21 protein-coding genes are annotated in these 22,008 nt (G+C 67.5%); 13 read left to right on the top strand and 8 right to left on the bottom strand.

Annotated elements, in window-relative coordinates; genetic code table 11:
* The first annotated feature begins 232 nt into the window (after nucleotides 1-232).
* Entirely contained in the window at nucleotides 233-616 is a 384-nt protein-coding gene (locus HR9077_RS16345) for a DUF423 domain-containing protein (protein ID WP_136068189.1), read from the top strand.
* Here the strand turns inward: HR9077_RS16345 and HR9077_RS16340 are convergent, their stop codons facing one another.
* Nucleotides 617-1,039 (bottom strand): PaaI family thioesterase, encoded by a 423-nt coding sequence (locus HR9077_RS16340; RefSeq protein ID WP_136068187.1) that lies wholly within the window; start codon nucleotides 1,037-1,039, stop codon nucleotides 617-619.
* 219 nt (nucleotides 1,040-1,258) lie between these two features.
* The gene (locus HR9077_RS16335; RefSeq protein WP_136068185.1) at nucleotides 1,259-3,427 is read right to left on the bottom strand and encodes a malate synthase G; all 2,169 of its coding nucleotides are present in this window, start codon (nucleotides 3,425-3,427) and stop codon (nucleotides 1,259-1,261) included.
* A gap of 212 nt (nucleotides 3,428-3,639) precedes the next feature.
* On the opposite strand from HR9077_RS16335, the gene HR9077_RS16330 reads away from it, so the two are divergent.
* The 4 genes from HR9077_RS16330 to HR9077_RS16315 all read left to right on the top strand — a co-directional run bounded on the left by HR9077_RS16330 (nucleotide 3,640) and on the right by HR9077_RS16315 (nucleotide 7,371).
* Nucleotides 3,640-4,620, top strand: coding sequence for an alpha/beta hydrolase (locus HR9077_RS16330; RefSeq protein WP_136068183.1), 981 nt, complete (start codon nucleotides 3,640-3,642; stop codon nucleotides 4,618-4,620).
* 2 nt (nucleotides 4,621-4,622) lie between these two features.
* Nucleotides 4,623-5,135, top strand: a complete 513-nt coding sequence (locus HR9077_RS16325) for a hypothetical protein (RefSeq protein ID WP_136068181.1) — start codon at nucleotides 4,623-4,625, stop codon at nucleotides 5,133-5,135.
* Between the two features lie 110 nt (nucleotides 5,136-5,245).
* Nucleotides 5,246-6,352: an aminotransferase class I/II-fold pyridoxal phosphate-dependent enzyme gene (locus HR9077_RS16320; protein WP_136068179.1), complete on the top strand. Its 1,107-nt coding sequence runs from the start codon at nucleotides 5,246-5,248 to the stop codon at nucleotides 6,350-6,352.
* 11 nt (nucleotides 6,353-6,363) lie between these two features.
* Nucleotides 6,364-7,371, top strand: a complete 1,008-nt coding sequence (locus HR9077_RS16315; protein ID WP_244613309.1) for an Lnb N-terminal periplasmic domain-containing protein — start codon at nucleotides 6,364-6,366, stop codon at nucleotides 7,369-7,371.
* Nucleotides 7,372-7,395: 24 nt separating this feature from the next.
* On the opposite strand, the gene HR9077_RS16310 is transcribed toward HR9077_RS16315, so the two are convergent.
* The 3 genes from HR9077_RS16310 to HR9077_RS16300 form a co-directional block, all read right to left on the bottom strand.
* Nucleotides 7,396-8,442, bottom strand: a complete 1,047-nt coding sequence (locus HR9077_RS16310; protein ID WP_136068175.1) for a sodium:calcium antiporter — start codon at nucleotides 8,440-8,442, stop codon at nucleotides 7,396-7,398.
* A gap of 183 nt (nucleotides 8,443-8,625) precedes the next feature.
* Nucleotides 8,626-10,161, bottom strand: a complete 1,536-nt coding sequence (locus HR9077_RS16305; protein WP_136068173.1) for a YifB family Mg chelatase-like AAA ATPase — start codon at nucleotides 10,159-10,161, stop codon at nucleotides 8,626-8,628.
* A gap of 156 nt (nucleotides 10,162-10,317) precedes the next feature.
* The gene (locus tag HR9077_RS16300; RefSeq protein ID WP_136068171.1) at nucleotides 10,318-10,671 is read right to left on the bottom strand and encodes an accessory factor UbiK family protein; all 354 of its coding nucleotides are present in this window, start codon (nucleotides 10,669-10,671) and stop codon (nucleotides 10,318-10,320) included.
* Nucleotides 10,672-10,917: 246 nt separating this feature from the next.
* On the opposite strand from HR9077_RS16300, the gene HR9077_RS16295 reads away from it, so the two are divergent.
* The 3 genes from HR9077_RS16295 (at nucleotide 10,918) to HR9077_RS16285 (ending at nucleotide 13,039) form a co-directional block, all read left to right on the top strand.
* Nucleotides 10,918-11,256: a P-II family nitrogen regulator gene (locus HR9077_RS16295; RefSeq protein WP_031384898.1), complete on the top strand. Its 339-nt coding sequence runs from the start codon at nucleotides 10,918-10,920 to the stop codon at nucleotides 11,254-11,256.
* A 25-nt stretch (nucleotides 11,257-11,281) separates the two neighbouring features.
* Entirely contained in the window at nucleotides 11,282-12,529 is a 1,248-nt protein-coding gene (locus HR9077_RS16290) for an ammonium transporter (RefSeq protein WP_458692927.1), read from the top strand.
* 171 nt (nucleotides 12,530-12,700) lie between these two features.
* The gene (locus HR9077_RS16285; RefSeq protein WP_136068168.1) at nucleotides 12,701-13,039 is read left to right on the top strand and encodes a P-II family nitrogen regulator; all 339 of its coding nucleotides are present in this window, start codon (nucleotides 12,701-12,703) and stop codon (nucleotides 13,037-13,039) included.
* A 215-nt stretch (nucleotides 13,040-13,254) separates the two neighbouring features.
* On the opposite strand, the gene HR9077_RS16280 is transcribed toward HR9077_RS16285, so the two are convergent.
* Nucleotides 13,255-14,031 carry a ferredoxin--NADP reductase gene (locus tag HR9077_RS16280; RefSeq protein WP_136068166.1) on the bottom strand — a complete coding sequence of 259 codons (777 nt, stop codon included), beginning with the start codon at nucleotides 14,029-14,031 and terminating at the stop codon, nucleotides 13,255-13,257.
* Between the two features lie 146 nt (nucleotides 14,032-14,177).
* Between HR9077_RS16280 and HR9077_RS16275 the strand changes: the two genes are divergently transcribed.
* Nucleotides 14,178-15,104 carry a LysR family transcriptional regulator gene (locus HR9077_RS16275; RefSeq protein WP_136068165.1) on the top strand — a complete coding sequence of 309 codons (927 nt, stop codon included), beginning with the start codon at nucleotides 14,178-14,180 and terminating at the stop codon, nucleotides 15,102-15,104.
* Nucleotides 15,105-15,147: 43 nt separating this feature from the next.
* On the opposite strand, the gene HR9077_RS16270 is transcribed toward HR9077_RS16275, so the two are convergent.
* Nucleotides 15,148-15,945, bottom strand: coding sequence for an alpha/beta fold hydrolase (locus tag HR9077_RS16270; RefSeq protein ID WP_168380977.1), 798 nt, complete (start codon nucleotides 15,943-15,945; stop codon nucleotides 15,148-15,150).
* Between the two features lie 212 nt (nucleotides 15,946-16,157).
* On the opposite strand from HR9077_RS16270, the gene HR9077_RS16265 reads away from it, so the two are divergent.
* Nucleotides 16,158-16,721 (top strand): gamma-glutamylcyclotransferase, encoded by a 564-nt coding sequence (locus HR9077_RS16265; RefSeq protein WP_136068161.1) that lies wholly within the window; start codon nucleotides 16,158-16,160, stop codon nucleotides 16,719-16,721.
* Nucleotides 16,722-16,745: 24 nt separating this feature from the next.
* On the opposite strand, the gene HR9077_RS16260 is transcribed toward HR9077_RS16265, so the two are convergent.
* A complete protein-coding gene (locus HR9077_RS16260; protein ID WP_136068159.1) occupies nucleotides 16,746-17,687 on the bottom strand; it encodes a LysR family transcriptional regulator in 942 nt (313 codons plus the stop codon).
* Nucleotides 17,688-17,970: 283 nt separating this feature from the next.
* On the opposite strand from HR9077_RS16260, the gene HR9077_RS16255 reads away from it, so the two are divergent.
* From HR9077_RS16255 to HR9077_RS16245, 3 genes are read left to right on the top strand one after another with little or no spacing between them, the layout of a single operon-like run.
* Entirely contained in the window at nucleotides 17,971-19,947 is a 1,977-nt protein-coding gene (locus HR9077_RS16255; RefSeq protein ID WP_136068157.1) for a ligand-gated channel protein, read from the top strand.
* Nucleotides 19,948-19,998: 51 nt separating this feature from the next.
* Complete coding sequence (locus HR9077_RS16250; RefSeq protein ID WP_136068155.1) at nucleotides 19,999-20,925, top strand: ABC transporter substrate-binding protein; 927 nt, start codon at nucleotides 19,999-20,001, stop codon at nucleotides 20,923-20,925.
* Nucleotides 20,926-20,963: 38 nt separating this feature from the next.
* A complete protein-coding gene (locus tag HR9077_RS16245; protein WP_136068153.1) occupies nucleotides 20,964-21,995 on the top strand; it encodes a FecCD family ABC transporter permease in 1,032 nt (343 codons plus the stop codon).
* Nucleotides 21,996-22,008 lie beyond the last annotated feature (13 nt).

The raw sequence follows: 22,008 nt of genomic DNA, 5'->3' as shown, positions 1-22,008 counted from the left end.
CTCTTCGCGGTCGGCCGGTGAGCGAACGGCTTCGTCAGGCAGTCCGACGCGGCGGCATCATAGCGAGCCACGCCGAGCGACGAAAGCCTTGGAGTGCGGTTCCAAACCGAGCCCTGCCCGCCGGTACACGGGCGTGTTTCAACAGGCCCACACTCGACGACAACCGGTGGCTTCGAACAGCCCCCTCGTCCACCAGGTCTCACTAGAACAGCGTAGTCAGGAGTACTCCATCATGCCCCATCGGTTCATCTGGATCGGCGTCGCGCTGAGCGGATTCATCAGCGTGGCCGCCGGCGCCTTCGGTGCCCACGGCCTGCAGGGACATGTCGCGCCACGTCTGCTCGAGGCCTTCGAGACCGCCGTGCGCTACCAGGCCTGGCATACCCTGGCAATGCTGGGCGTGCTGGTCTGGCGCGAGACCCGGCCGCTGCGCGGTCAGCGCCTGGTACTGGCGCTGTGGGCCACGGGGATCGCGCTGTTCTCGGGCTCGCTGTACCTGCTGGTGGTGACCGGCGCCCGCTGGCTGGGGCCGGTCACGCCGCTGGGTGGGCTGTTGCTGATGGCCGGCTGGCTGGCGCTGGCGGTCTGCGCCGGTCGGGCACGCCCCGAGACGTGATCAATCGTCCTCGTCCTGGTCGGGCAGCACGTAGGTCGCCGTGACCAGCGCCACCGGCTGGTCGTCGCCGGCCGAGAACAGCTCGACCTCGCCCACCGCCAGGCGCTGGCCCAGCTTGACCAGCCGGGCATTGGCGATCAGGTCGCGATCGCCGCGCGCGCGGCGCAGGAAGTGGCAGTTCAGATCGCTGGTCACCGCCATCGCCTCGGGGCCGATCTGGGCGAGGATCGCCACGTACAGGCAGACATCCGCCAGCGCCATCATGCTCGGCCCCGAGACGCAGGCGCCGGGACGCAGATGCTCGTCCTCGATCGCCAGGCTCATGGTGGCACGCATCTCGTCGACCCCTTCGATGGTGCCCTGACGGTGGGGGAACACCTCGTCGAGAAACTCCTCGATGGCGGCGGCGGTCATTACGGTCATGGCTCTCTCCTGGCGGGCTCGATGGCGCTCGGCGGTTGCGCCCAAGATAGCGCAAGCGACTCGCGACGCACAGACCGCGAGCCGCGAGCCGCGAGCCGCGAGCCGCGAGCCGCGAGCCGCGAGCCGCGAGCGCCAGGATAGCTCTTGGCTCGAAACCCGAAGCCCAAAGCCCGAAGCCCGAAGCCCGAAGCCCGAAGCCCGAAGCCCGAAGCCCGAAGCTCAGGCTTTCGCCTTGTGCACCGCGCGCCAGTGATGCAGCAGCGGCTCGGTGTAACCGGCCGGCTGCTCGCGCCCCTTGAAGATCAGGTCCGAGGCAGCCTGGAAGGCGCTGGAGTCGGCCAGGTGCGCGGTCATTGGCGTGTACTCCGGGTCGCCCGCGTTCTGGTCGTCGACCACCCTGGCCATGCGTTCCAGGGTCTCGCGCACCTGGGCCTCGCTGACCACGCCGTGATACAGCCAGTTGGCGATGTGCTGGCTGGAAATGCGCAGCGTGGCGCGATCCTCCATCAGGCCGACGTCGTGGATGTCGGGCACCTTGGAGCAGCCCACGCCGTGCTCGACCCAGCGCACCACGTAGCCGAGGATGCCCTGGCAGTTGTTGTCGAGCTCCTGCTGGATCTCGTCGGCCGCCCAGTCGGCCGATTCGACCACCGGCACCGTCAGCAGGTCGTCGAGCAGGTCGCTTTCGCCCCGGCTTTCGAGCTCCTGCTGGATGGCGGCGACGTCGATCTGGTGGTAATGCAGCGCATGCAGCACCGCCGCGGTCGGCGACGGCACCCAGGCGGTGTTGGCGCCGGCCCTGGGGTGGCCGACCTTCTGCTCGAGCATCGCCGCCATCTTGTCGGGCATCGCCCACATGCCCTTGCCGATCTGGGCGCGCCCGCGCAAGCCGCAGGCCAGCCCTACCTGGACGTTGTTCTTCTCGTAGGCGGCGATCCATGCCGCACCCTTCATGTCGCCCTTGCGCAGCATCGGCCCGGCTTCCATGGCGGTGTGCATTTCGTCGCCGGTGCGATCGAGGAAGCCGGTGTTGATGAAGGCCACCCGCGAGCGCGCCGCGTCGATGCAGGCCTTGAGATTGACGGTGGTGCGCCGCTCCTCGTCCATGATGCCGATCTTCAGCGTGTCGCGGGCCATCCCCAGCACCTCCTCGATGCGCGAGAACAGCTCGTTGGCGAACGCCACCTCCTGCGGGCCGTGCATCTTGGGCTTGACGATGTAGACCGAGCCGGTACGGCTGTTGCCACCTTCGCGCTTGAGATCGTGCAGCGCGATCAGGCTGGTCACCAGGCCGTCGAGGATGCCCTCGGGGATCTCGTTGCCGTCGCCGTCGAGCACCGCCGGGGTGGTCATCAGATGGCCGACGTTGCGCACGAACAGCAGCGAACGCCCGGGCAGGCTCAGCGCGCTGCCGTCGGCCGCGCGGTACTCGCGGTCCGGATTGAGGCGGCGGGTGAAGGACTTGTCGCCCTTGGCGATGGTCTCGGTAAGATCGCCGCGCATCAGCCCCAGCCAGTTGGCGTAGACGCCGACCTTGTCCTCGGCGTCGACCGCCGCCACCGAGTCCTCGCAGTCCATGATGGTGGTCACCGCCGCCTCGAGCACCACGTCCTTGACATGCGCCGGGTCGGTCTTGCCGATGGCGTGCTCGGCGTCGAACTGGATCTCCAGATGCAGGCCGTGGTTGGCGAGCAGAATCGCCGTCGGCGCGGCGGCCTCGCCCTGAAAGCCGAGGAACTGGTCGGGGCGTTTCAGGCCGACATCGCGCCCGTTTTTCAGCGTCACCACGAGATGACGGCCGCTGACGCTGTAGCGCTGTGCATCGCGATGCGAGCCCTCGGCCAGCGGCGCGGCCTGGTCGAGGACGTTACGGGCGTAGCCGATGACCTTCTCGCCGCGCCTGGGGTTGTAGCCGCCGCCCTTCTCGGCGCCGTCTTCCTCGCCGATCGCGTCGCTGCCGTAGAGCGCGTCGTAGAGACTGCCCCAGCGCGCATTGGCGGCGTTGAGGGCGTAGCGGGCGTTGCTCATCGGCACCACCAGCTGCGGGCCGGCCTGCACGGCGACGGCATCGTCGACGTTGCGGGTGGTGGCCGCGACGTCGGCCGGCGACTCGACCAGGTAGCCGATCCGCTCCAGGAAGTCGCGGTAGGCGGCCAGGTCGCGAACCGGCCCGGGATGCGCCTTGTGCCAGGCATCCAGCTCGCCCTGCAGACGCTCGCGTTCGGCGAGCAGTTCACGGTTTTTGGGTGTCAGATCGTGAACCAGCGCATCGAGGCCCGACCAGAAGGCCTCGGGATCGACCCCGCTACCGGGCAGCGCAGCCTCGTTGAGGAAGCGGTCGAGTTCGGCGGCCACCTGGAGACGGTGGCGAGTGACACGTTGAGTCATGGCAAGCTACCTCCTGCTGCACTGCATGACCGCCATCGCGGTGCGAAGCGCGCTCATGGAAGGATTGTGGAAATTCATTCCACATATTAGTCCAGAAAAGCCCGCAGGGGGCAAGCCTTACCCTCATCAGCGTCATCGGTTAGCGACACACTGCCCGGGCTGGTTCACAATCGATGCTGGCACTAGCATGGAGGCGTACAACAAGGAGTCCAATGAGCCAATTCGAACCCCTACAGGCCCTCGGACCGCTGTCACGGATCAGCGCTTCGCCGCCTCATGCGCTGAGCGATTACCTGGCGCACTACCGTCTGGCGCCGCTGCTCAGCCATGGGGTCGGCCTTTACGCCGGTTTCGTCGACACCGAGCGCTACCGGCTGTGGGCGCAGGTATGGACGCCCGAGCACGCGTGCGGCACGGCATTCGTGGTACACGGTTATTTCGATCATCTGGGGCTCTACCGCCACCTGCTCGAACGCCTGCTCGACCAGGGCTGGCGCGTGGTGCTTTGGGACCTGCCGGGCCATGGACTGTCCAGCGGCGCCCGCGCGACCATCGACGATTTCAAGGACTATGGCGCCTGCCTGCAGGCACTGCAGCGCCAGCTGGCCGACGAGGGCCTGGCGCCGCATCCGTGGGTGGGCATCGGCCAGAGTACCGGAGCGGCGATCCTCGCCACCGATGCACTGGGCCGCGGCACGGCATCGCCCTGGCAGGGGCTCGCGCTGCTCGCGCCGCTGGTGCGTCCCTGGGGCTGGCCGCAGTCGAGCTGGCTGCATCGCCTGGCCAGCCCGTTCATCCGCTCGATCCCGCGTACCTACCAGGCCAACTCCAACGACGCCGATTTCGCCGCCTTCCTGCGTGAGCAAGACCCGCTGCAACCCGACCGACTGACGCTGGCCTGGGTCACCGCGATGCGTCGCTGGATGAGCCATATGCTGGCCTTGCCGGCCAGCGATCTGCCGGTGCTGATCCTCCAGGGCGAGCAGGACCTGACCGTCGACTGGGCGTGGAACCTCGAGGTACTGACCGGCAAGTTCCCGCAGGCGCGGGTGGTTCGCCATCCCGAGGCGCGCCACCACCTGGTCAACGAGTCGTCCTTCATCCGCGAGCCGCTGTTCGACGAACTCGACGGCTTTCTCGCCGACCTGCACGACGCCCCGGCCGCTGCCGGTCAACCCACCACGGCGCCCTGAACATGCCTCGATACGTACCCTCGATGCGCACCGCGAAATGGCTGGTCGCGCTGCTGATCGCACTGGCCCTGGGTGCCTGCGCGAGCAACCCGGGCCCGCCCAAGACCGTCCGGCAGGCACTCTACGGGCTGGGCGAACGCGCCGCCGACGCCACCCTCGCCGCGCCGGTGTGGCAGGTGCCCGATGGCGATCGCGTGCTGTTGCTCGCCCCTCCCGAGATCGACGCCACGCTGGCCGTCGAGCCCGACCAGTTCGGCGAGACCCTGACCCGGGCCCTGCTTGCCGTCGACTCGGGTCCCCAGGTGCTCGACTGGACGCCGGACGGGACCACGCGCGAGGCGCCCGACAACCAGTGGTTGCTGGAAAGCCGCCTGGTCGCCGAAGGCCCGCCGCTGACGCTTTCCGACCGGCGGCTGCTGCCTTACCGGCTGGAACTCGCGCTGCGCCGGCCCGGCAACCCCGCGCCCCGCTGGCAACAGACCCTGACCGGCGCGCTCGACGCCTCGGCGCTGTAAGCGAGCCGCGGCGCTTTGTCAGGCCACGCGCCGAGCGCCACAATGGGCCCGGCTAGACCGCTCGTCCGCGCCACGTTCGTGCATCCGTTCGCCAGAATCGAGGAACCGCCATGCCGCGCTACGCCCGCCACCTGCTGGACCGTCAGGGCCCGACCAACCCCTTCCCCGGCCTCAAGGCGCTCGAGCGCCGCCTGGGACGCCACATTCCGCATCGCCTGGGTTCCAACGAAGGCCTCGACATGCCGCACCGGGCGCTGGCGGCGCGCTTCGGCGACGAATTCGCCGAACTCGCGCGTGCCTACGGCGACGCCGAAGCGCTCGGCGTCCGCCGACGCCTGAGCGAGGCGCTGGGCACGCCACTCGAATCGCTGCTGGTCGACGCCGGCGCCGATAGCCTGCTCGCACTGGTGTTGCGCGCCACCTGCGGGCCCGGCGATCCGGTGATCGCCAGCGCCGGCACCTACCCGACCTTCGGCTATTTCGCCGCGGGTCACGGCTGCCGGCTGAGCGAGACCGCCTACCGCGACGCGCCCGGGCTGCTCGCCCCCGACCTTCAGGCGCTTGCCGAGCGGGCAAGCCGCGAGAACGCGCAGCTGGTGTACCTGGCCAATCCCGACAATCCCGGCGGCCACCTGCACGACGATGCCGCGATACTCGCCCTGCGCGACGCCCTGCCCGAAACCTGCACGCTGCTGCTCGACGAGGCCTATCACGATTTTCGCCGCGATGCCGAGTCACCCGCGGCAGGGGCCGTATGGCCCGGGGTGATCCGCCTGCGCACGTTTTCCAAGGCCCACGGGCTGGCCGGGCTGCGCATCGGCTACGCGATCGCCGAGCCCGAGGCCCTGGCCATGCTGAACCGGGTGCGCATCCATTACGCCGTCTCGTCGCTGGCGCTGGCCGCCGCCGAAACCGTGCTCGATCATCCCGACGAGACCCGCGACCACGTCGGCATGGTCATCGCCCGCCGCGAGCGTCTCGCCGCACGGTTGCGCGACCTGGGCAGCGACGTGCCGCCCAGCGACACCAACTTCATCGCCGTGCGTCTCGCCGACGCCGACCAGGCCGCCGACATTCACCGGCGGCTGCTCGACGACGGCACGCTCGTCCATCGTCCCGCGCACCCGGCGCTCGGGCATGTGCTGCGCATCAGCACCCTCGCCGCGGCCCTCGAGCCGGGACGACTGGACGCGCTGATCGACGCGCTCGGCAACTGAACGCCATGTCCATGCCCTGTCTACTGTCGATTGCCGGGCGGCTGGCGCTGGCATTGGTCGTCGCACTGTCGGCGGCCTGGGCGTGCCTGGCGCTGTGGTTTCGGCTGCCGGGCTCCGAGGGGCTGCGACTGACCGCCGCCGCGCTATGGGCCCTGCTCGCGCTGGGCTGTTGCGTGGCGCTGTTCCTGCCGCCGCCGCTGCGCTGGCGGGCGGGTGCCGGCTACCTGCTGCTGTTCCTGGCGCTGGGGCTGTGGTGGCTGTCGATCCGCCCCTCCGGCGAGCGCGACTGGGCCCCCGAGGTGGCCCGGCTGGTGTCCGCCGAGCGCCACGGCGACCGGCTGACGCTGCATGACGTGCGCAACTTCGACTGGCAGACGCCCGAGCGCTACACCGTGCGCTGGGAAACCCGCAGCTACGATCTCGCCCAGCTGCGCTCGGTGGACCTGCTGGTGTCCTACTGGATGGGTCCGGCGATCGCCCACACGCTGGTCAGCTTCGGCTTCGCCGACGGCCGCCAGCTGAGCTTCTCGGTGGAGATTCGCAAGGAGCGCGGCGAGGCCTTCTCGACCCTGGGCGGCTTCTTCAAGTCCTACGAGGTTGCGGTGATCGCCGCCGACGAGCGCGACATCGTGCGCCTGCGCAGCAACGTGCGCGGCGAGGACGTGTATCTCTACCGGGTGGCGATGCCGCCCGATGTCCAGCGCGCGCTGCTGCTCGCCTATCTCGATGAAGCCGAGTCGCTGCGCGAGTCGCCGCGCTTCTACAACACCCTGACCAGCAACTGCACCACGCTGGTCTATGACATGATGACGCGGATCGTGGCGGGGTTGCCGATGGACTACCGGCTGCTGCTGTCGGGCTATCTACCGCAGTACGTCTACGATGTCGGCGCCCTGGCCGACCGCCTGCCGTTCGCCGCGCTCAAGGCCCGTGGCCATATCAACGAACGTGCCCGGGCCGCCGATGACGCCGCGGATTTCGCCGCGCGCATCCGCGACGGCGTCCCGTCGCCGCGCTGAGGATCGGCGCTGCATCACCGGGACCTAGCCGGACTGACCGCCGAATATCACCATGACCACGCCGGCGGCATAGCAGCCGATGATCGCCACGCTCTCGAAGCCGATATGCCCGGGGCCCTGCTCCTGCCGGCGAATCAGCCCGGTCATCAGGATCCCGGTCATCAGCAACGCCAGGGCGATCCACAGCGACACCTGGTCGGGCACCGCATGATAGATCGAGCCGCCCCGGTAGGCGATGTCCGAGACCGCCGCGAACAGGGTATCGAAGGCGTTGCCGCCGATGATCCCGGCCACCGCCAGGGTCAGCGCGCCACGCCGCACGGCGGCGATCGAGGTCACCAGCTCGGGCAGCGAGGTGGCGATCGAGGTCATCAGCACGCCCACCGCCGCCTGGCTGAGCCCGGTCTCCTCGGCGATCACCGTGGCGCTGCGCTCGAGCAGCCAGCCGGTCACGCCCAGCACGGCCGCCATGAGCGCGAAGGTCAGCCACAGCGAGCCCAGCGAGCGCTGCAGGGCTTGCGCGTCGGGCTCGTCGAGGCGCGTCTCGTGGGTGCGTGACGGGCTCCACATGGGATTGCTCTCGGCACGCCGCACCAGATGCAGGCCGAACAGGTAACCGCAGAACAGCAAGGGCGTGATGGGGTGGACCTGCCACAGCGTCCACTCCGGCGAGAAGCGCCCCACCAGCAGCAGCGACAGCAGGCACAGCAACAGCCCGCCCTGCATCAGATTGCCGAGCGAAGCGGCGGCGTGCTCGAGATTGGCACGCCGATGCACCACATCGGCCATGGTCAGGAACAGGGTCTGTACGGCGATGCCGCCCAGGGCGTTGCTCATCGCCAGCTCGGGCCGGTCGGACAGCGCCGCGGAGACCGACAGCACGATCCCCGACAGCGAGGTCGCCATGCCCAGCAGGACGGCGCCGGCGATCGCCTCGCCGATGCCGGTGCGATCGGCCAGGTCGTCGACCACATGGGTCAGTCGCGTGCCCAGCACGCCGATGACCAGCGTACAGGCGCCGAACAGCCCCCAACTGGCCGCCAACGGCAGCGATTCCAGCAGTTCGATCATCACCCGGCCCGCCCGTCACTGTCGGCCGGCGTCGTGTTCGCCGCTGATCGAGTCCCGCATCCTTTGCGCATCAAGCCTCCTTGGCATGGCCGTGGCTGTCGTTCCAGAAGTGGAATGGCGACAGTCCGCAATGGCAGAAGGGCCGCATCGGCCCTCGTGTGTCGTGTCGGCGCGTCGCCGATGTTACGGGCTGCCCGCCGTGGCGGGCCGATCCTGTCCGCTACGCAGGCGGTCGAGCTGACGGTAGCCGATCGCCTCGAGCAGTTGACTGCGCCCCGGGTGCGGCTCGCCGGCCAGGTCGGCCAGCGTCAGCGCCACCCGCAGCACGCGATGATAGGCCCGCGCCGATAGCTTGAGCCGGGTCAGGACGTCGGCCAGCCAGGCGCGCTCCGCGCCGTCCAGCGCACAGGCCGCCTCGAGCTCGGGGCCCGGCAGGCGCGCATTGAGAAAGCCGCGCGTGCGTTGCCGCTCACGGGCCGCCAGTACCCGCTCGCGGACGCGCGAGGAGCTTTCGCCGCGGGTATCGGCGGTGAGCTGGTCGGGCGGGATCGCCGGCACTTCGACCTGCAGGTCGATACGGTCGAGCAGCGGGCCGGAAAGTCGCCCCTGGTAGCGCTGTATCTGGGCCGGGGTACATACGCAGGTCTGGCGCGGATCGCCCAGGTGACCGCACGGGCAAGGGTTCATCGCCGCGACCAGCTGGAAGCTGGCCGGAAAGCTGCGCTGCTGGCTGGCCCGGGCGATATGGATCTGCCCCGACTCCAGCGGCTCGCGCATCACCTCGAGCACGCTGCGATCGAATTGCGGAAGCTCGTCGAGAAACAGCACCCCCTGGTGGGCCAGCGAGATCTCCCCGGGACGCGGCCGCGAGCCGCCGCCGACCAGCGCCACGCCGCTGGCGGTGTGATGCGGCGAGCGAAACGGCCGCTCGCCCCAGTGGCCGAGCAGGTCGAGCCCGCACACCGAGCGGATCGCCGCGACCTGGAGCGCCTCGTCGGACGACAGCGGCGGCAGGATCCCCGGCAGGCGGCTGGCGAGCATGGTCTTGCCGGTCCCCGGCGGGCCGGAAAAAAGCAGGTTGTGGCCTCCCGCCGCCGCGACTTCAAGGGCACGCCGCGCCTGATACTGGCCACGCACGTCGGCCAGGTCGGCCAGCGGTTGTTCGGGAAGCGCGGGGGGCGTGACCCGGTGCGGCTCGATGGGGGACTGGCCCAGCAGGTGGGCGACGACCCGGGACAGGTGCTCGGCGGGCAGGACCTTCAGGTCGCCGGCCAGCGCGGCTTCGTCGGCGTTGCCCGCCGCGAGCAGCAGGCCGCGCCCCTGCGCCTTGACCGCCAGTGCCGCCGGAAGCACGCCGGTAACCGGGCGCAGCCGGCCGTCGAGGGCCAGCTCGCCGAGACACTCCAGTCCCTCGAGCGCGGCGGCCGGAATCTGCTCGGAGGCCACCAGGATGCCCAGTGCAATGGGCAGGTCGAAGCGCCCGCCCTCCTTGGGCAGGTCGGCCGGTGCCAGGTTGATGGTGATACGCCGGGTGGTAGGAAATTCGAAGCCGGCATTGACCAGCGCGCTGCGCACCCGCTCGCGGCTTTCGCGAACCGCGGTTTCCGGCAGGCCGACCAGGGTCATGCCCGGCAGGCCGTTGGACAGGTGGACCTCGACCAGGACTTCCGGCGCATCCAGCCCCAGTCCCGCACGCGTGGTGATGATGGCTAATGCCATGGCCGCTCCTTGCCCGACGGTTGCTCAAGCGAAGTCGGATGCCACCGATTCTTCAAGGACCTGGCGTCGACCCTCGCCCCGTGGCTGTTTATCGATACAGGCCCAGTGATACAGATCGGCGCGGGAACTGCAAGCCTCGACTCGCCCCAGGGACGCCTAGGTCGGCTTGGACGACGAGGCGTCACGATCTTCGCGAGGCGGCGTATCCTCGGGGGGTGCTGCCGTGTCGGCGGCAAGCATGGCCGGCGAGCCCGGCGCTCCGGCGTCGTCGTCGAGGCTGGCCTCGAGCGCGGCGACCTGCTTTTCCAGCGACTCGACCCGCGCCCGGGTGCGCTGGAGAACATCCATCAGGATATCGAAGTCCTCGCGGGTCACCAGCTCCATGCGATCGAAGGCGCCACGCATCACGTTGTGCACGTTGCGCTGGATCTCCTCGGGCGCGTGAGAAGCATCCTGAAGGCGCTCGCCCAGTTGCTGGGCGAGGCGGCTGATCCGTTCGTTGGTGATCATCGGCCCACTCCTTGTTGAGATGGTCTTCAGCATACGCAAGGCAATTCGACAACGCATGCCCCGTTATGATGCATCGGCACGACCACCGCGCACCAAAAGGGTGACTCGCCCCGGGGCATGACGTGGCGGCCCGCCATGGCTCACCCCCTGAAACATCCCACCCCATTGAAATCAATGAAGAAAATTTCAGCTGGCATGACTCGCGCTTAGCAATGTCAGGCGCAAGCCGACAACGGGAGACAAGGGATGAAACTCATCACCGCCATTATAAAACCATTCAAGCTCGACGACGTCCGGGAGGCACTGGCCGATAACGGTGTCCAGGGCATTACCGTCACCGAAGTCAAGGGCTTCGGACGCCAGAAGGGTCATACCGAACTCTACCGGGGTGCCGAGTACGTGGTGGATTTTCTGCCCAAGGTGAAAATCGAGATCGCGGTCGACGACAGCCGCGTCGAAGGCGTACTCGAGGCCGTCAGTCAGGCCGCCAACAGCGGCAAGATCGGCGACGGCAAACTCTTCGTCACTCCGCTTGAAGACGTCATTCGTATTCGCACCGGCGAACGTGGGGCCGACGCCGTCTGAGGCGCGGACTTAGGAGATTATAACTATGACAGAGCTCAATTACGCGCTCGACACATTCTACTTCCTCATCTGCGGCGTGCTGGTCATGTGGATGGCCGCCGGTTTCGCCATGCTGGAAGCAGGACTGGTACGCTCGAAGAACACTGCGGAAATACTGACCAAGAACGTCGTTCTGTTCGCCATCGCCTGCACCATGTATCTGGTGGTCGGTTACTACATCATGTACTCGAGCAGCGCCGGCGGCTTTTTGCCCAACCTCGGCTTCCTGCTGGGCAGCGAAAACAGCGTCGACGCGGTCCTCAACGGCGGCGATGACGCACCCTACTATTCGGCGCGCGCCGACTTCTTCTTCCAGGTGGTGTTCGTGGCGACCGCCATGTCCATCGTCTCGGGCGCCGTCGCCGAGCGCATGAAGCTGTGGGCCTTCCTGGCCTTCGCCGTGGTGATGACCGCGATCATCTATCCGGTGGAAGGTTACTGGACCTGGGGCGGCGGCTGGCTCTCCGAGCTGGGCTATTCCGATTACGCCGGCTCCGGCATCGTTCACCTGGCCGGCGCCGCCGCCGCCCTGGCCGGCGTGCTGGTGCTCGGCCCGCGCAAGGGCAAGTACGGCAAGAACGGGGCGATCTATGCGATTCCCGGCGCCAACATGCCACTGGCCGCGCTCGGTACCTTCATCCTGTGGATGGGCTGGTTCGGCTTCAACGGCGGCTCCGAGCTGAAGGTCTCCGACGTCGCCTCGGCCAACAACATGGCCCAGGTACTGCTCAACACCAATGCGGCCGCCGCCGGCGGCGTCATCGCCGCGCTGATCCTGGCCAAGATCTGGTTCCGCAAGGCCGACCTGACCATGGCGCTCAACGGCGCGATCGCCGGCCTGGTGTCGATCACCGCCGATCCGCTGTCGCCGACCGGCCTGGGTGCCACCGTGATCGGCGCCATCGGCGGCCTGCTGGTCGTGGCCTCGATCGTCACCCTCGACAAGCTCAAGATCGACGATCCGGTGGGTGCCATCTCGGCCCACGGCGTGGTCGGCATCTGGGGCGTGATGGTCGTCCCCATCAGCAACGGCGATGCCTCCTTCGGCGCGCAGCTGATCGGCGTGATCGGCATCTTCGCCTGGGTCTTCATCGCCAGCCTGATCGTATGGCTGATCATCAAGGCGATCATGGGCGTGCGGGTGACCGAAGAGGAAGAATACGAAGGCGTCGACCTGGCCGAATGTGGCCTCGAGGCCTACCCCGAGTTTACCGCCGGCGGCAGCAACAAGTAGCCCTGGCGCAACGAGTGAGCTGGCGTGCTCCCCTGGCCCCCTTCGGGGGGTCTTTTTTATTCCTATAGCGAGCGGTGTATGCTTGATAGCAACATAACCGACGCAACCCGGGGCCGCGACGCCCGCTAGGCTCGCGGCAACACCCGCACCATAGCTGCGAGGAGCAAGACCATGAAACTGGTGACCGCCATCATCAAGCCGTTCAAGCTGGACGATGTCCGAGAATCGCTGTCCGAAATCGGCGTTCAGGGCATCACCGTGACCGAGGTCAAGGGCTTTGGTCGCCAGAAGGGCCACACCGAGCTGTATCGCGGTGCCGAGTACGTGGTCGACTTCCTGCCCAAGGTAAAGCTGGAAGTCGCAGTCGACGACGCCATGGCCGAGCAGGTCATCGAAGCCATCACCCAGGTTTCCAATACCGGCAAGATCGGTGACGGCAAGATCTTCGTCTCGCCGCTCGAGCAGGTGATCCGTATCCGCACCGGCGAAACCGGCAAGGACGCGGTCTGAGCCGTAAGCCGCGAGCCGTAAGCCGTAAGCCGTAAGCCGTAAGCCGTAAGCCGTAAGCCGTAAGCCGTAAGCCGTAAGCCGTAAGCCGTAAGCCGTAAGCCGTAAGCCGTAAGCCGTAAGCCGTAAGCGCAGAGCTTATTGAACCAGCAGAAAAAGAGAACCCCATCGGTAAAGCCGATGGGGTTCTCTTTCTTATAGCTTATAGCTTATAGCTGCTATTTTTCCACGAACGCTCGCTCGATCACATAGTCCCCCGGCTCGCCCATGCGCGGCGAGATCTTGAACCCCAGGTCGTCGAGCAGCGCGCTGCTTTCGTCGAGCATGGCCGGACTGCCGCAGATCATCGCCCGGTCCTGCTTGGGGTCGAGCGGCGGCAGGCCGGTGTCCTCGGCGAGCTTGCCACTGCGGATATGGTCGGTCAGGCGACCCATGGTGTGGAACTCCTCGCGCGTCACCGTGGGGTAGTAGACCAGCTTCTCGCTGATCTCCTCGCCCAGGTACTCATGCGCCGGCAGCTCCTGGCCGATGAAATCCGCGTAGGCAAGCTCGCTGACGGTGCGCACGCCATGGACCAGCACGATCTTGTCAAAGCGCTCGTACGCCTCCGGGTCCTGGATCAGGCTCAGGAACGGCGCCAGGCCGGTACCGGTGGAAAGCAGGTAAAGGTTGCGACCCGGCAACAGGTCGTCGGTGACCAGCGTTCCGGTCGGCTTGCGGCTGACCATGATCTGATCGCCCACCTCGAGGTGCTGCAGGCGCGAGGTCAGCGGGCCGTCGGGCACCTTGATGCTGAAGAACTCGAGGTGATCCTCGTAGTTGGGGCTGGCGATGGAGTAGGCACGCATCAGCGGCTTGCCGGCGACTTCCAGGCCGATCATCACGAATTGCCCGTTCTTGAAGCGCAGGCTGCGTTCGCGCGTGGTACGGAAGCTGAACAGAGTATCGTTCCAGTGATGGACACTCAGCACTTCTTCCAGGGCAAACTTGCTCATCAAAGCCTCCAAGAATATTCCATAAAAGCATAAAAGCCAGGTAATTTCGTTACGTACATTCTAAGCTGACCATGAATATCTGTTAAATGGGTTGTCTGGATAACGCTTATCGGCAATATTGATATAGACAACGTTTCGGGGTCCTTATGCGTTACACCCTGCGCCAGCTCGAAGTCTTCGTCGCCGTCGCCCAGCACCAGAGCGTATCGCGCGCCGCCCGCGAACTGGCGCTCTCGCAGTCCGCCGCCAGCACTGCCCTCGCCGAACTCGAACGCCAGTTCGACTGCCAGCTGCTCGACCGTATCGGCAAGCGCCTCAAGCTCAATGCGCTGGGCTTTCAACTGCTGCCCAAGGCGGTCGCACTACTCGACCGCGGCGAAGAGATCGAGGAACTGCTGCGTGGTCAGCGCGGCGTCGGCTCGCTCGATGTCGGCGCCACGCTGACCATCGGCAACTACCTGGCGACCCTGCTGATCAGCGATTTCATGCAGCGTCACCCGGGCAGCCGGGTGCGCCTGCAGGTACGCAACACGGCCTCGATCATCGAGCGCATCGTCCAGCACGAACTCGACCTGGGGTTGATCGAGGGCGATTGCCAGCATGCGGACGTGGTCCTGCAGCCCTGGGTCGAGGACGAGCTGACGGTGTTCTGTTCGCCGCGTCACCCCCTGGCCGGTGCCGCCGACGTCTCGCTCGAGCAGCTGCTGCGCGAGGCCTGGATCATGCGCGAGCAGGGCTCGGGCACCCGACTGACCCTGGAGCATGCCACCCGTCATCGGCGCGGGCGCTTCAACATCCTGCTCGAGCTCGAACATACCGAGGGCATCAAGCGTGCCGTCGAATCCGGCCTGGGCATCGGCTGCGTCTCGCACCTGGCGCTGCGCGACGCCTTCCGCCGCGGCAGCCTGGTGCCCATCGCCACCCCGCAACTCGACCTCAAGCGCCAGTTCGCCTTCATCTGGCATCGCCATAAATACCTGAGCACCGGCATGCGCGAGTTCCTGCGGCTTTGCCAGCAGATGACCGAGGGCGTCCGGCGCAGCGACGAGATCGAGCTGCCGGCGATCCTCTGAGCGCCAACGCCACGTCGACTCCTTTCACGCCGTGGATGGCCTGCTATAGAAGAGTCCGCAACCGCTCGACCAGCAGTCCCGGGGCGCTCATGTGCGGATAATGACCGCGGCACGGCAACCATTCGAGGCGGGAGTCAGGGATGTTGGCGTGCAGGTACTCGGCAGCCTGCTGCGGTACCACGGCATCCTCTTCAGTGTGCATCACCAGCGTGGGGGTCGTCAGCTGCGGCAGCGCGGCACGGGTGTCGCTGTAGAAGGTGACCTCGGCGAACTGACGGGCAATACGCGCATCGCTGGCCAGGAACTGGTTGCGCAGATGCCGCTCCGCGGCATTCCTGGACTGTGGCCCGATGACCTCGGCCGCCATCGAGCCCGCCCAGGCGAAGTAGTTCTGCTCCATCATCGTCAGCAGTTCGCCCAGTTGGGCCTCGTCGAAGCCACCCTGATAATCGGGCGGATCGTCGAGATAGCGGCTGGAGGCGCAGAGCATCACCAGTTGCTGGAAACGCTGCGGCGCCTCGATAGCCGCCAGCATGGCGATGATGCCGCTGATCGAATGGCCTACCACGGTTACCGCTCGATCCCCGAGTGCCTCGCAGATCGCCAGCAGATCCCCGGCGTAGCCCTGCAGGGTGGCGTAACGGTCCCGGCGGTAGGCGGACTTGAGGGCACGGCCACAGCCGGCCTGATCGTAACGTACCACCCGCCAGTCGGCTTCGAAGGCACGGACCAACGGCGCCCAGACTCGCTGATCGCAACCGAAGCCATGCAGCAACAGCAGTGTTCGCTCGCCCTGCCCGGTGACGGTCACGCTGTGTCGATCGAGTATCGATGCGGCCATGCAAGCTGTCCATGGAGGAGTGACGGCGATCTTCATGACGTCGGGACGACTCGACATCGATTAAAACGCCAGAAACCAAATATCCTAATGTAACAAAGCCGCAATTACACGGCGCCCGGTCACGCCCGATTTAACGCTCGGCTCGCTTGCCCCGCCCGGCAGGCTGCCGCAGAGTGGGAACTCGTTCATGATTCCCGGATCCCGCGCAGCGCATGTCTTTCGATACCACCACGCTCAACCAGCAGATGACCCACTTCGACGGCCATGACTCGCTGTGGCTGTTCGGCTACGGCTCGCTGATCTGGAAGGCCGGCTTCGACTACCTGGAACGTCGCCCTGCGCACATCGTCGGCTGGGCCCGGCGCTTCTGGCAGGCCTCCCACGATCATCGCGGCACACCCGAGGATCCCGGCCGGGTGGCCACCCTGGTTCAAGCGCCGGGGGCGGCCTGCCACGGCATGGCCTACCGCATCACACCGCGAACCCTCCAGCCCCTCGACGAACGCGAGAAGAACGGCTACCTGCGGGTCGTCACCGAGCTCTACTTCGACGACGGCGGTCGTCACGAAGGGCTGGTCTATATCGCCCGCGAGGACAACGCCGCCTTTGCCGGGCCCGAGTCGGAAGAGGCGCTGGCCCGGCGCATCGCCACCGCCCGCGGCCCCAGCGGTGCCAACCGCGACTATCTGCTCAACCTGGCCGCCGCGCTACGGGAGCTCGGCCACGACGACCCGCATGTCTTCGCCCTCGAGGCACGGTTGCTCGCAGCCGAGTGAGCCCGACCGCGCGCCATGAACGGCTCAGGCCATCGTCAGCGCGGCGGCCCCCTCGGCTGACGGCGCGTGCTCGCGCCAGGCCGACGGCACCGCCTGACGCAGATGCTCGAGCAAGCGGGTGGTCTTGCGCGGCAGCCGGCCGAAGGGATAAAGCAGGGTGACCGGCACTGCCGGCGGGTACCACGCCTCGAGGCAGGGGACAAGCGTGCCCGGATGCGCCCGGGCGTACTGCGTCGCCATCCAGCGGGGCAGAATGCCGAGCCCCTGGCAGCGGGTGATGGCGTCGATCTGCAGCACGTACTGATCGACCTTGAGGCGCGACAGCAGCGGCGTCATCTCGTAGGCGCCCTCGCGCGCGTGCTGCAGGGTCAGGCCGTCCGCGGTCTCGCCAAGCAGGTCGACCCAGGCGTGGCCGGCCAGCTCGCGGGGGTGGCCCGGCGTGCCATGCCGGGCCAGGTAGTCCGGATTGGCATAGAAACCACGCTGCAACTGCCCCAGCCGTTCCTGACGCAAGCCACATTCGACGACGCTACCCAACCATAGACAGATGGCGTTCTCGCCGGGATCGCAAGGCGCCTGCAGTTGAGTGCACAGCGTCAGTCGCACGCCGGGATAGTCATCCAGGAACTCCTCGACCCGACGCGAGAACCAGCCGCGCATGAAGACGCTGTGCACGTGCACCGTCAGTTCGCCGCTGACCGCCTCCTTGAGATCGTCCAGCGCCTGCTGACTCTGATCCGCCAGGTGCAGGATCTGCCGGCAGTAGTTGTGATAGACCGTGCCCGCCTCGGTGGGCATCAGTCGGTTGGCCTGACGGCGCAGCAACGGCTGGCCGAGCCGCGCCTCGAGCTGGCTGATACGCCGACTCAGGGTCGACTTGGCCAGGCCCAGCTGGCGGGCACTCTGCCCCAGGTTGCCGGATTCCATCACCGAGACGAAAGCGTGCAGTTCGTTGAGATCGTGCATGGCGATAATCGATCTGGTCGTGCCGCACCACAGCCGATGGACGTCGTGCGCGGCTGGATTGGATTGAGCAGGGAGTCTCGCATAACAACCGCTCGGGTTGTAAACAATTTGCGTTTACGCCTGGTATAATACTGCGCAAGCCAATGCTTCGTTGCGCGATGCGCAACATGGCGTACCGGGAAATCCAACGAGTTCTGTGGAAGAATCTCAATGATAAAGATTCTTATTAACAAAGCGAGCCGCGTCTCGACGACGGCTCGCATCCACTAAGCAAGGTGAACTCATGTTGGAATTCTCCCGGACCACGCTATTGCTGCTGGGCGCCGGCCTGGCCACACCACTGCCGGTGCTGGCCCAGCAAGCCAGTGAACTCGACGAGGTCGTGGTGACGGCCGCCGGCTATGAACAGCTGACCAAGAACGCCCCGGCCTCGATCAGCGTGCTCGAGCGCGAGGACCTCGAGGATCGCTACTACCAGAACGTCACCGACGCCCTGCGCGACGTGCCCGGGGTGATCGTCACCGGTGGCGGGGCCGGCGACAACGGCGCCGACATCAGCATTCGCGGCATGCCTTCTCAGTACACGCTGATCCTCGTCGACGGCCGGCCGCAGACGACCCGCGAAACCCGCCCCAACGGCAGCGCCGGTTTCGAGCAGGACTGGCTGCCGCCGTTGCAGGCGATCGAGCGCATCGAGGTGATCCGCGGGCCGATGTCGACCCTCTACGGCTCGGACGCCATCGGCGGGGTGATCAACATCATCACCCGCAAGGTCGCCGACCAGTGGCACGGCAGCCTGCAGGTGCAGAGCGTCATCCAGGAGGACAGCGATTCCGGCAACAGCCAGCAGAGCAACCTCTACCTCAGCGGCCCGCTAAAGTCCGACCTGCTCGGCCTGCAGCTCTACGGTCAGGTCAGCTCGCGGGAGGAGGACGAGATCGTCAACGGCTACGAGGACAAGGACCTGCAGAGTCTCACCGCGCGATTGACCCTGACCCCCGGCGACGACCACGACTTCGCCCTCGAAGCCGGCACCTCGGAACAGACCCGCGATTCCAACGTGGGCCGCTCGGCACCCAGCGAAGGTTGCCGTGGCGGCTGCGAGGACAGCTACAACGAGTACACCCGCGAGCATTTTGCGCTCACCCATACCGGTCGCTGGAACATCGGCACCAGCGAGAGCTACGTCCAGCGCGAGGTCAGCGAGAACAAGAGCCGCGAGATGGAAATCACCAACACCACCGCCAAATCCAGCCTGGTGATGCCGCTCGACGCCCACATGCTGACACTGGGGGTGAGCTACGAGGAGGAGGAACTCGTCGACACCACCTCCAACCAGATCTCCGATCGCACCCGGGTCGAGACGTCGCAATGGGCGATGTATGCCGAGGACGAATGGATGCTCACCCGGGACTGGTCGCTGACCGGTGGCGTACGTCTCGACGACAACGAGAACTACGGCAGCCATGTCAGCCCGCGCCTCTACAGCGTCTGGAACATGACCCCGCGGTGGACGCTCAAGGGCGGCGTCTCCAGCGGTTACCGCTCGCCCAACCTGCGCGAGATCGCCGCCGACTGGGGCGCCATCAGCCGTGGCGGCACGACCTATGGAAACCCCGACCTTGAGCCGGAAACCTCGCTCAACAAGGAACTGGCTCTGCTCTACTCGACCCGCGGCGGCCTGAACGCCGGCATCACCGTGTTCCATAACGATTTCGAGGACAAGATCACCCGGGTACGCTGCCAGTCGGCAACGAGCTGCCCACCGGTGACGCAGTACGATACCGACGAAGACGGCAATCTGCTGACGAATACGCGATACAATATCGACGAGGCAGTGACCCGGGGCGTCGAACTCTCGTTGTCGGCGCCGCTCACCGAGACGCTGGAGTTCTCGACCAGTTACACCTACACCGATTCCGAGCAGAAGAGCGGTGAGTACGAAGGTGAGCCGCTGACCCAGTTGCCCAAGCATCAGGTGACGGCCGGCCTCGACTGGCAGGCCAGCGAGCGGCTCACCCCCTGGGCGCGGGTCACCTACCGCGGCGAGGAGAGCCAGCCCACCACGGGCCCTTCGCAGAACTCGCTGGTCGCCCCCTCGTACACTTTCGTCGACACCGGTTTCGGCTACCAGCTGACCCGGCAGGCGCGTGTCAACATGGGCGTCTACAACCTGTTCGACGAGAACGTGACCTACGACGAATACGGCTATGTCGAGGACGGCCGCCGCTATTGGCTGGGCCTGAATGTCGACTTCTGAGCGCAACGGAACAAGCATGCCGCCCCCCGCCCCATCCACAGGAGATAGTTGATGCCCACTGCTGTTCATCACCGGCGCGGCCCGGCCACGCTGTTCGCCGGCCTGGCCCTGAGCCTGATCCTGGCGGCGCTGCCGGCCAGCGCCCGCACCCTCGACAGCGCCTACGGCGAGGTCAGCGTCGACGGCCAGCCGCAACGCGTGGTCACGCTCTACGAAGGCGCCCTGGACACCGCGCTGGCCGCCGGTGTGACGCCGCTCGCGGCGGTCGCCACGCGCGGCGGCGAGGGTGTGGCCCGCTACCTGCAGGATCGGGCCGGCGACATCGCCATCGTCGGCACCGCCCGCGAGACCAACATCGAAGCCGTGGTCGCCCAGCGTCCCGACCTCATTCTCGCCTCGTCGCGGCTGCCCGAAACGCAATACAAGCTGCTGTCGCAGATCGCCCCGACCCTGGTACCCGATGTCGAGCCCTATACCCCCGACAGCTGGAAGCAGGAGGCGCGCTTCTTCGCCCGCGCGCTGGGCCGCGAAGCACCGGTCGAGGAGGCGATCGCCGCCGTCGAGGCGCGTGCCGCCGAATTGCGCGAGAACCCGGCGACACGGGCCAGCGCCAGCCTGGTGCGCTGGATGCCCCAGGGCGCGCTGGTGATGTCGCCGCGGATCTTCTCCAGCACGCTGCTCGCGGCCAGCGGTTTCGAGGTCGACGACGGCGGTATCGTCAAGGCCGGGCGGCCGCACAGCGATCCGCTGAGTCTGGAGAACCTGTCGCGCATCGATAACGACTGGCTGTTCCTGGCGACCCTCAACGCCGAGGGCGACGAGGCCCTGGCGTCCGCCAAGGCATCGCCCGCCTTCGCTCGGCTCGGGGTCATCGAGCGTGGCCAGGTGGTCCCGGTGGACGGACAGCTATGGACCAGTGCGTCGGGACCGCTGGCCGCCGAGGCGATCCTCGACGACATCGCCGCGGCCATTCGATGAGCCCGCGTCGTTTTCGCGCCCGGCCCGCCGGGTAGGCCATGAGTGTCGTTGAGCACACCGCGCCGACGAGGCGCCGCGCCGGCCTGCTGACGACCGGCCTGGCGCTCGTCGCCGGGCTGGCCGTATTGTGCCTGGGCAGTCTGCTGATCGGTGCCGGCGAGGTCGGGCCGCTGGCCTCGCTGGCAACGCTGCTCGGCAGCCAGGGCGCCAGCGACGAGGCACGCTTCGTGATCGGCGCGCTGCGTGGACCGCGCACCCTGGTCGGCCTGGCGGTAGGCGCCGCGCTGGGTATCGCCGGCGCGCTGCTGCAGGCGGTGGCGCGCAACCCGCTGGCCGAACCCGGGCTGCTCGGCGTCAGCGCCGGCAGCGCCTTCGCCGTGGCCATCGCCCTGGTGCTCGGCGCCAGCGCCGCGACCCTGCGCGTCCCCGTGGCCCAGCTCGGCGCGCTGGGCGGCTGCCTGTGCGTGCTCGCCGCGTCGCGGCTCGGCGGCGTGGGCAACGATCCGGTCCGCCTGGTGCTCGCCGGCGCGGTGCTTTCGGGGCTGCTCGGCGCGCTGACCTCGCTGTTGCTGCTCGCCGACCAGCGCGCCGCCGACGAGATCCGCTTCTGGATCGTCGGCAGCCTGGCCGGCCGCCGCCTCGCCGACCTGCAGGCGATCCTGCCCAGCCTGGCGATCGCCGGACTGCTGACGCTGGCGATCGGCCGGCCGCTGGCGGCGCTGGCCCTGGGCGAGCGGGTCGCCGTGGGGCTGGGCCACCATCCGCGCGTCGTGCGGCTGCTGGCGATCGGCGTGGTGGCGCTGCTGGTCGGCGCGGCCACCGCCGTCGCCGGGCCGATCGCCTTCGTCGGGCTGGTGGTGCCATTCGCCGCGCGCGCCCTGACCGGTCCGGATATCCGCCGCACGCTGTGGCTCGCCGTGCCGCTGGGGCCGATCGTGGTGATCGCCGCGGATATCGTCTCGCGGCTGGTCGTGGCACCCTCCGAGTTGCCGCTGGGGGTGATCACCGCGCTGATCGGCGCCCCGGTACTGATCGCGGTGGTCCGCGCCCGCCGCCTGCCGACGCTATGAACCCGACCAATCC

Origin of the sequence: Modicisalibacter radicis (assembly GCF_900961225.1) — a bacterium.
GTDB lineage: Bacteria > Pseudomonadota > Gammaproteobacteria > Pseudomonadales > Halomonadaceae > Modicisalibacter.
Note: the sequence above shows the minus strand (reverse complement) of the source record. Positions and strands in the feature narration are given on the sequence as shown.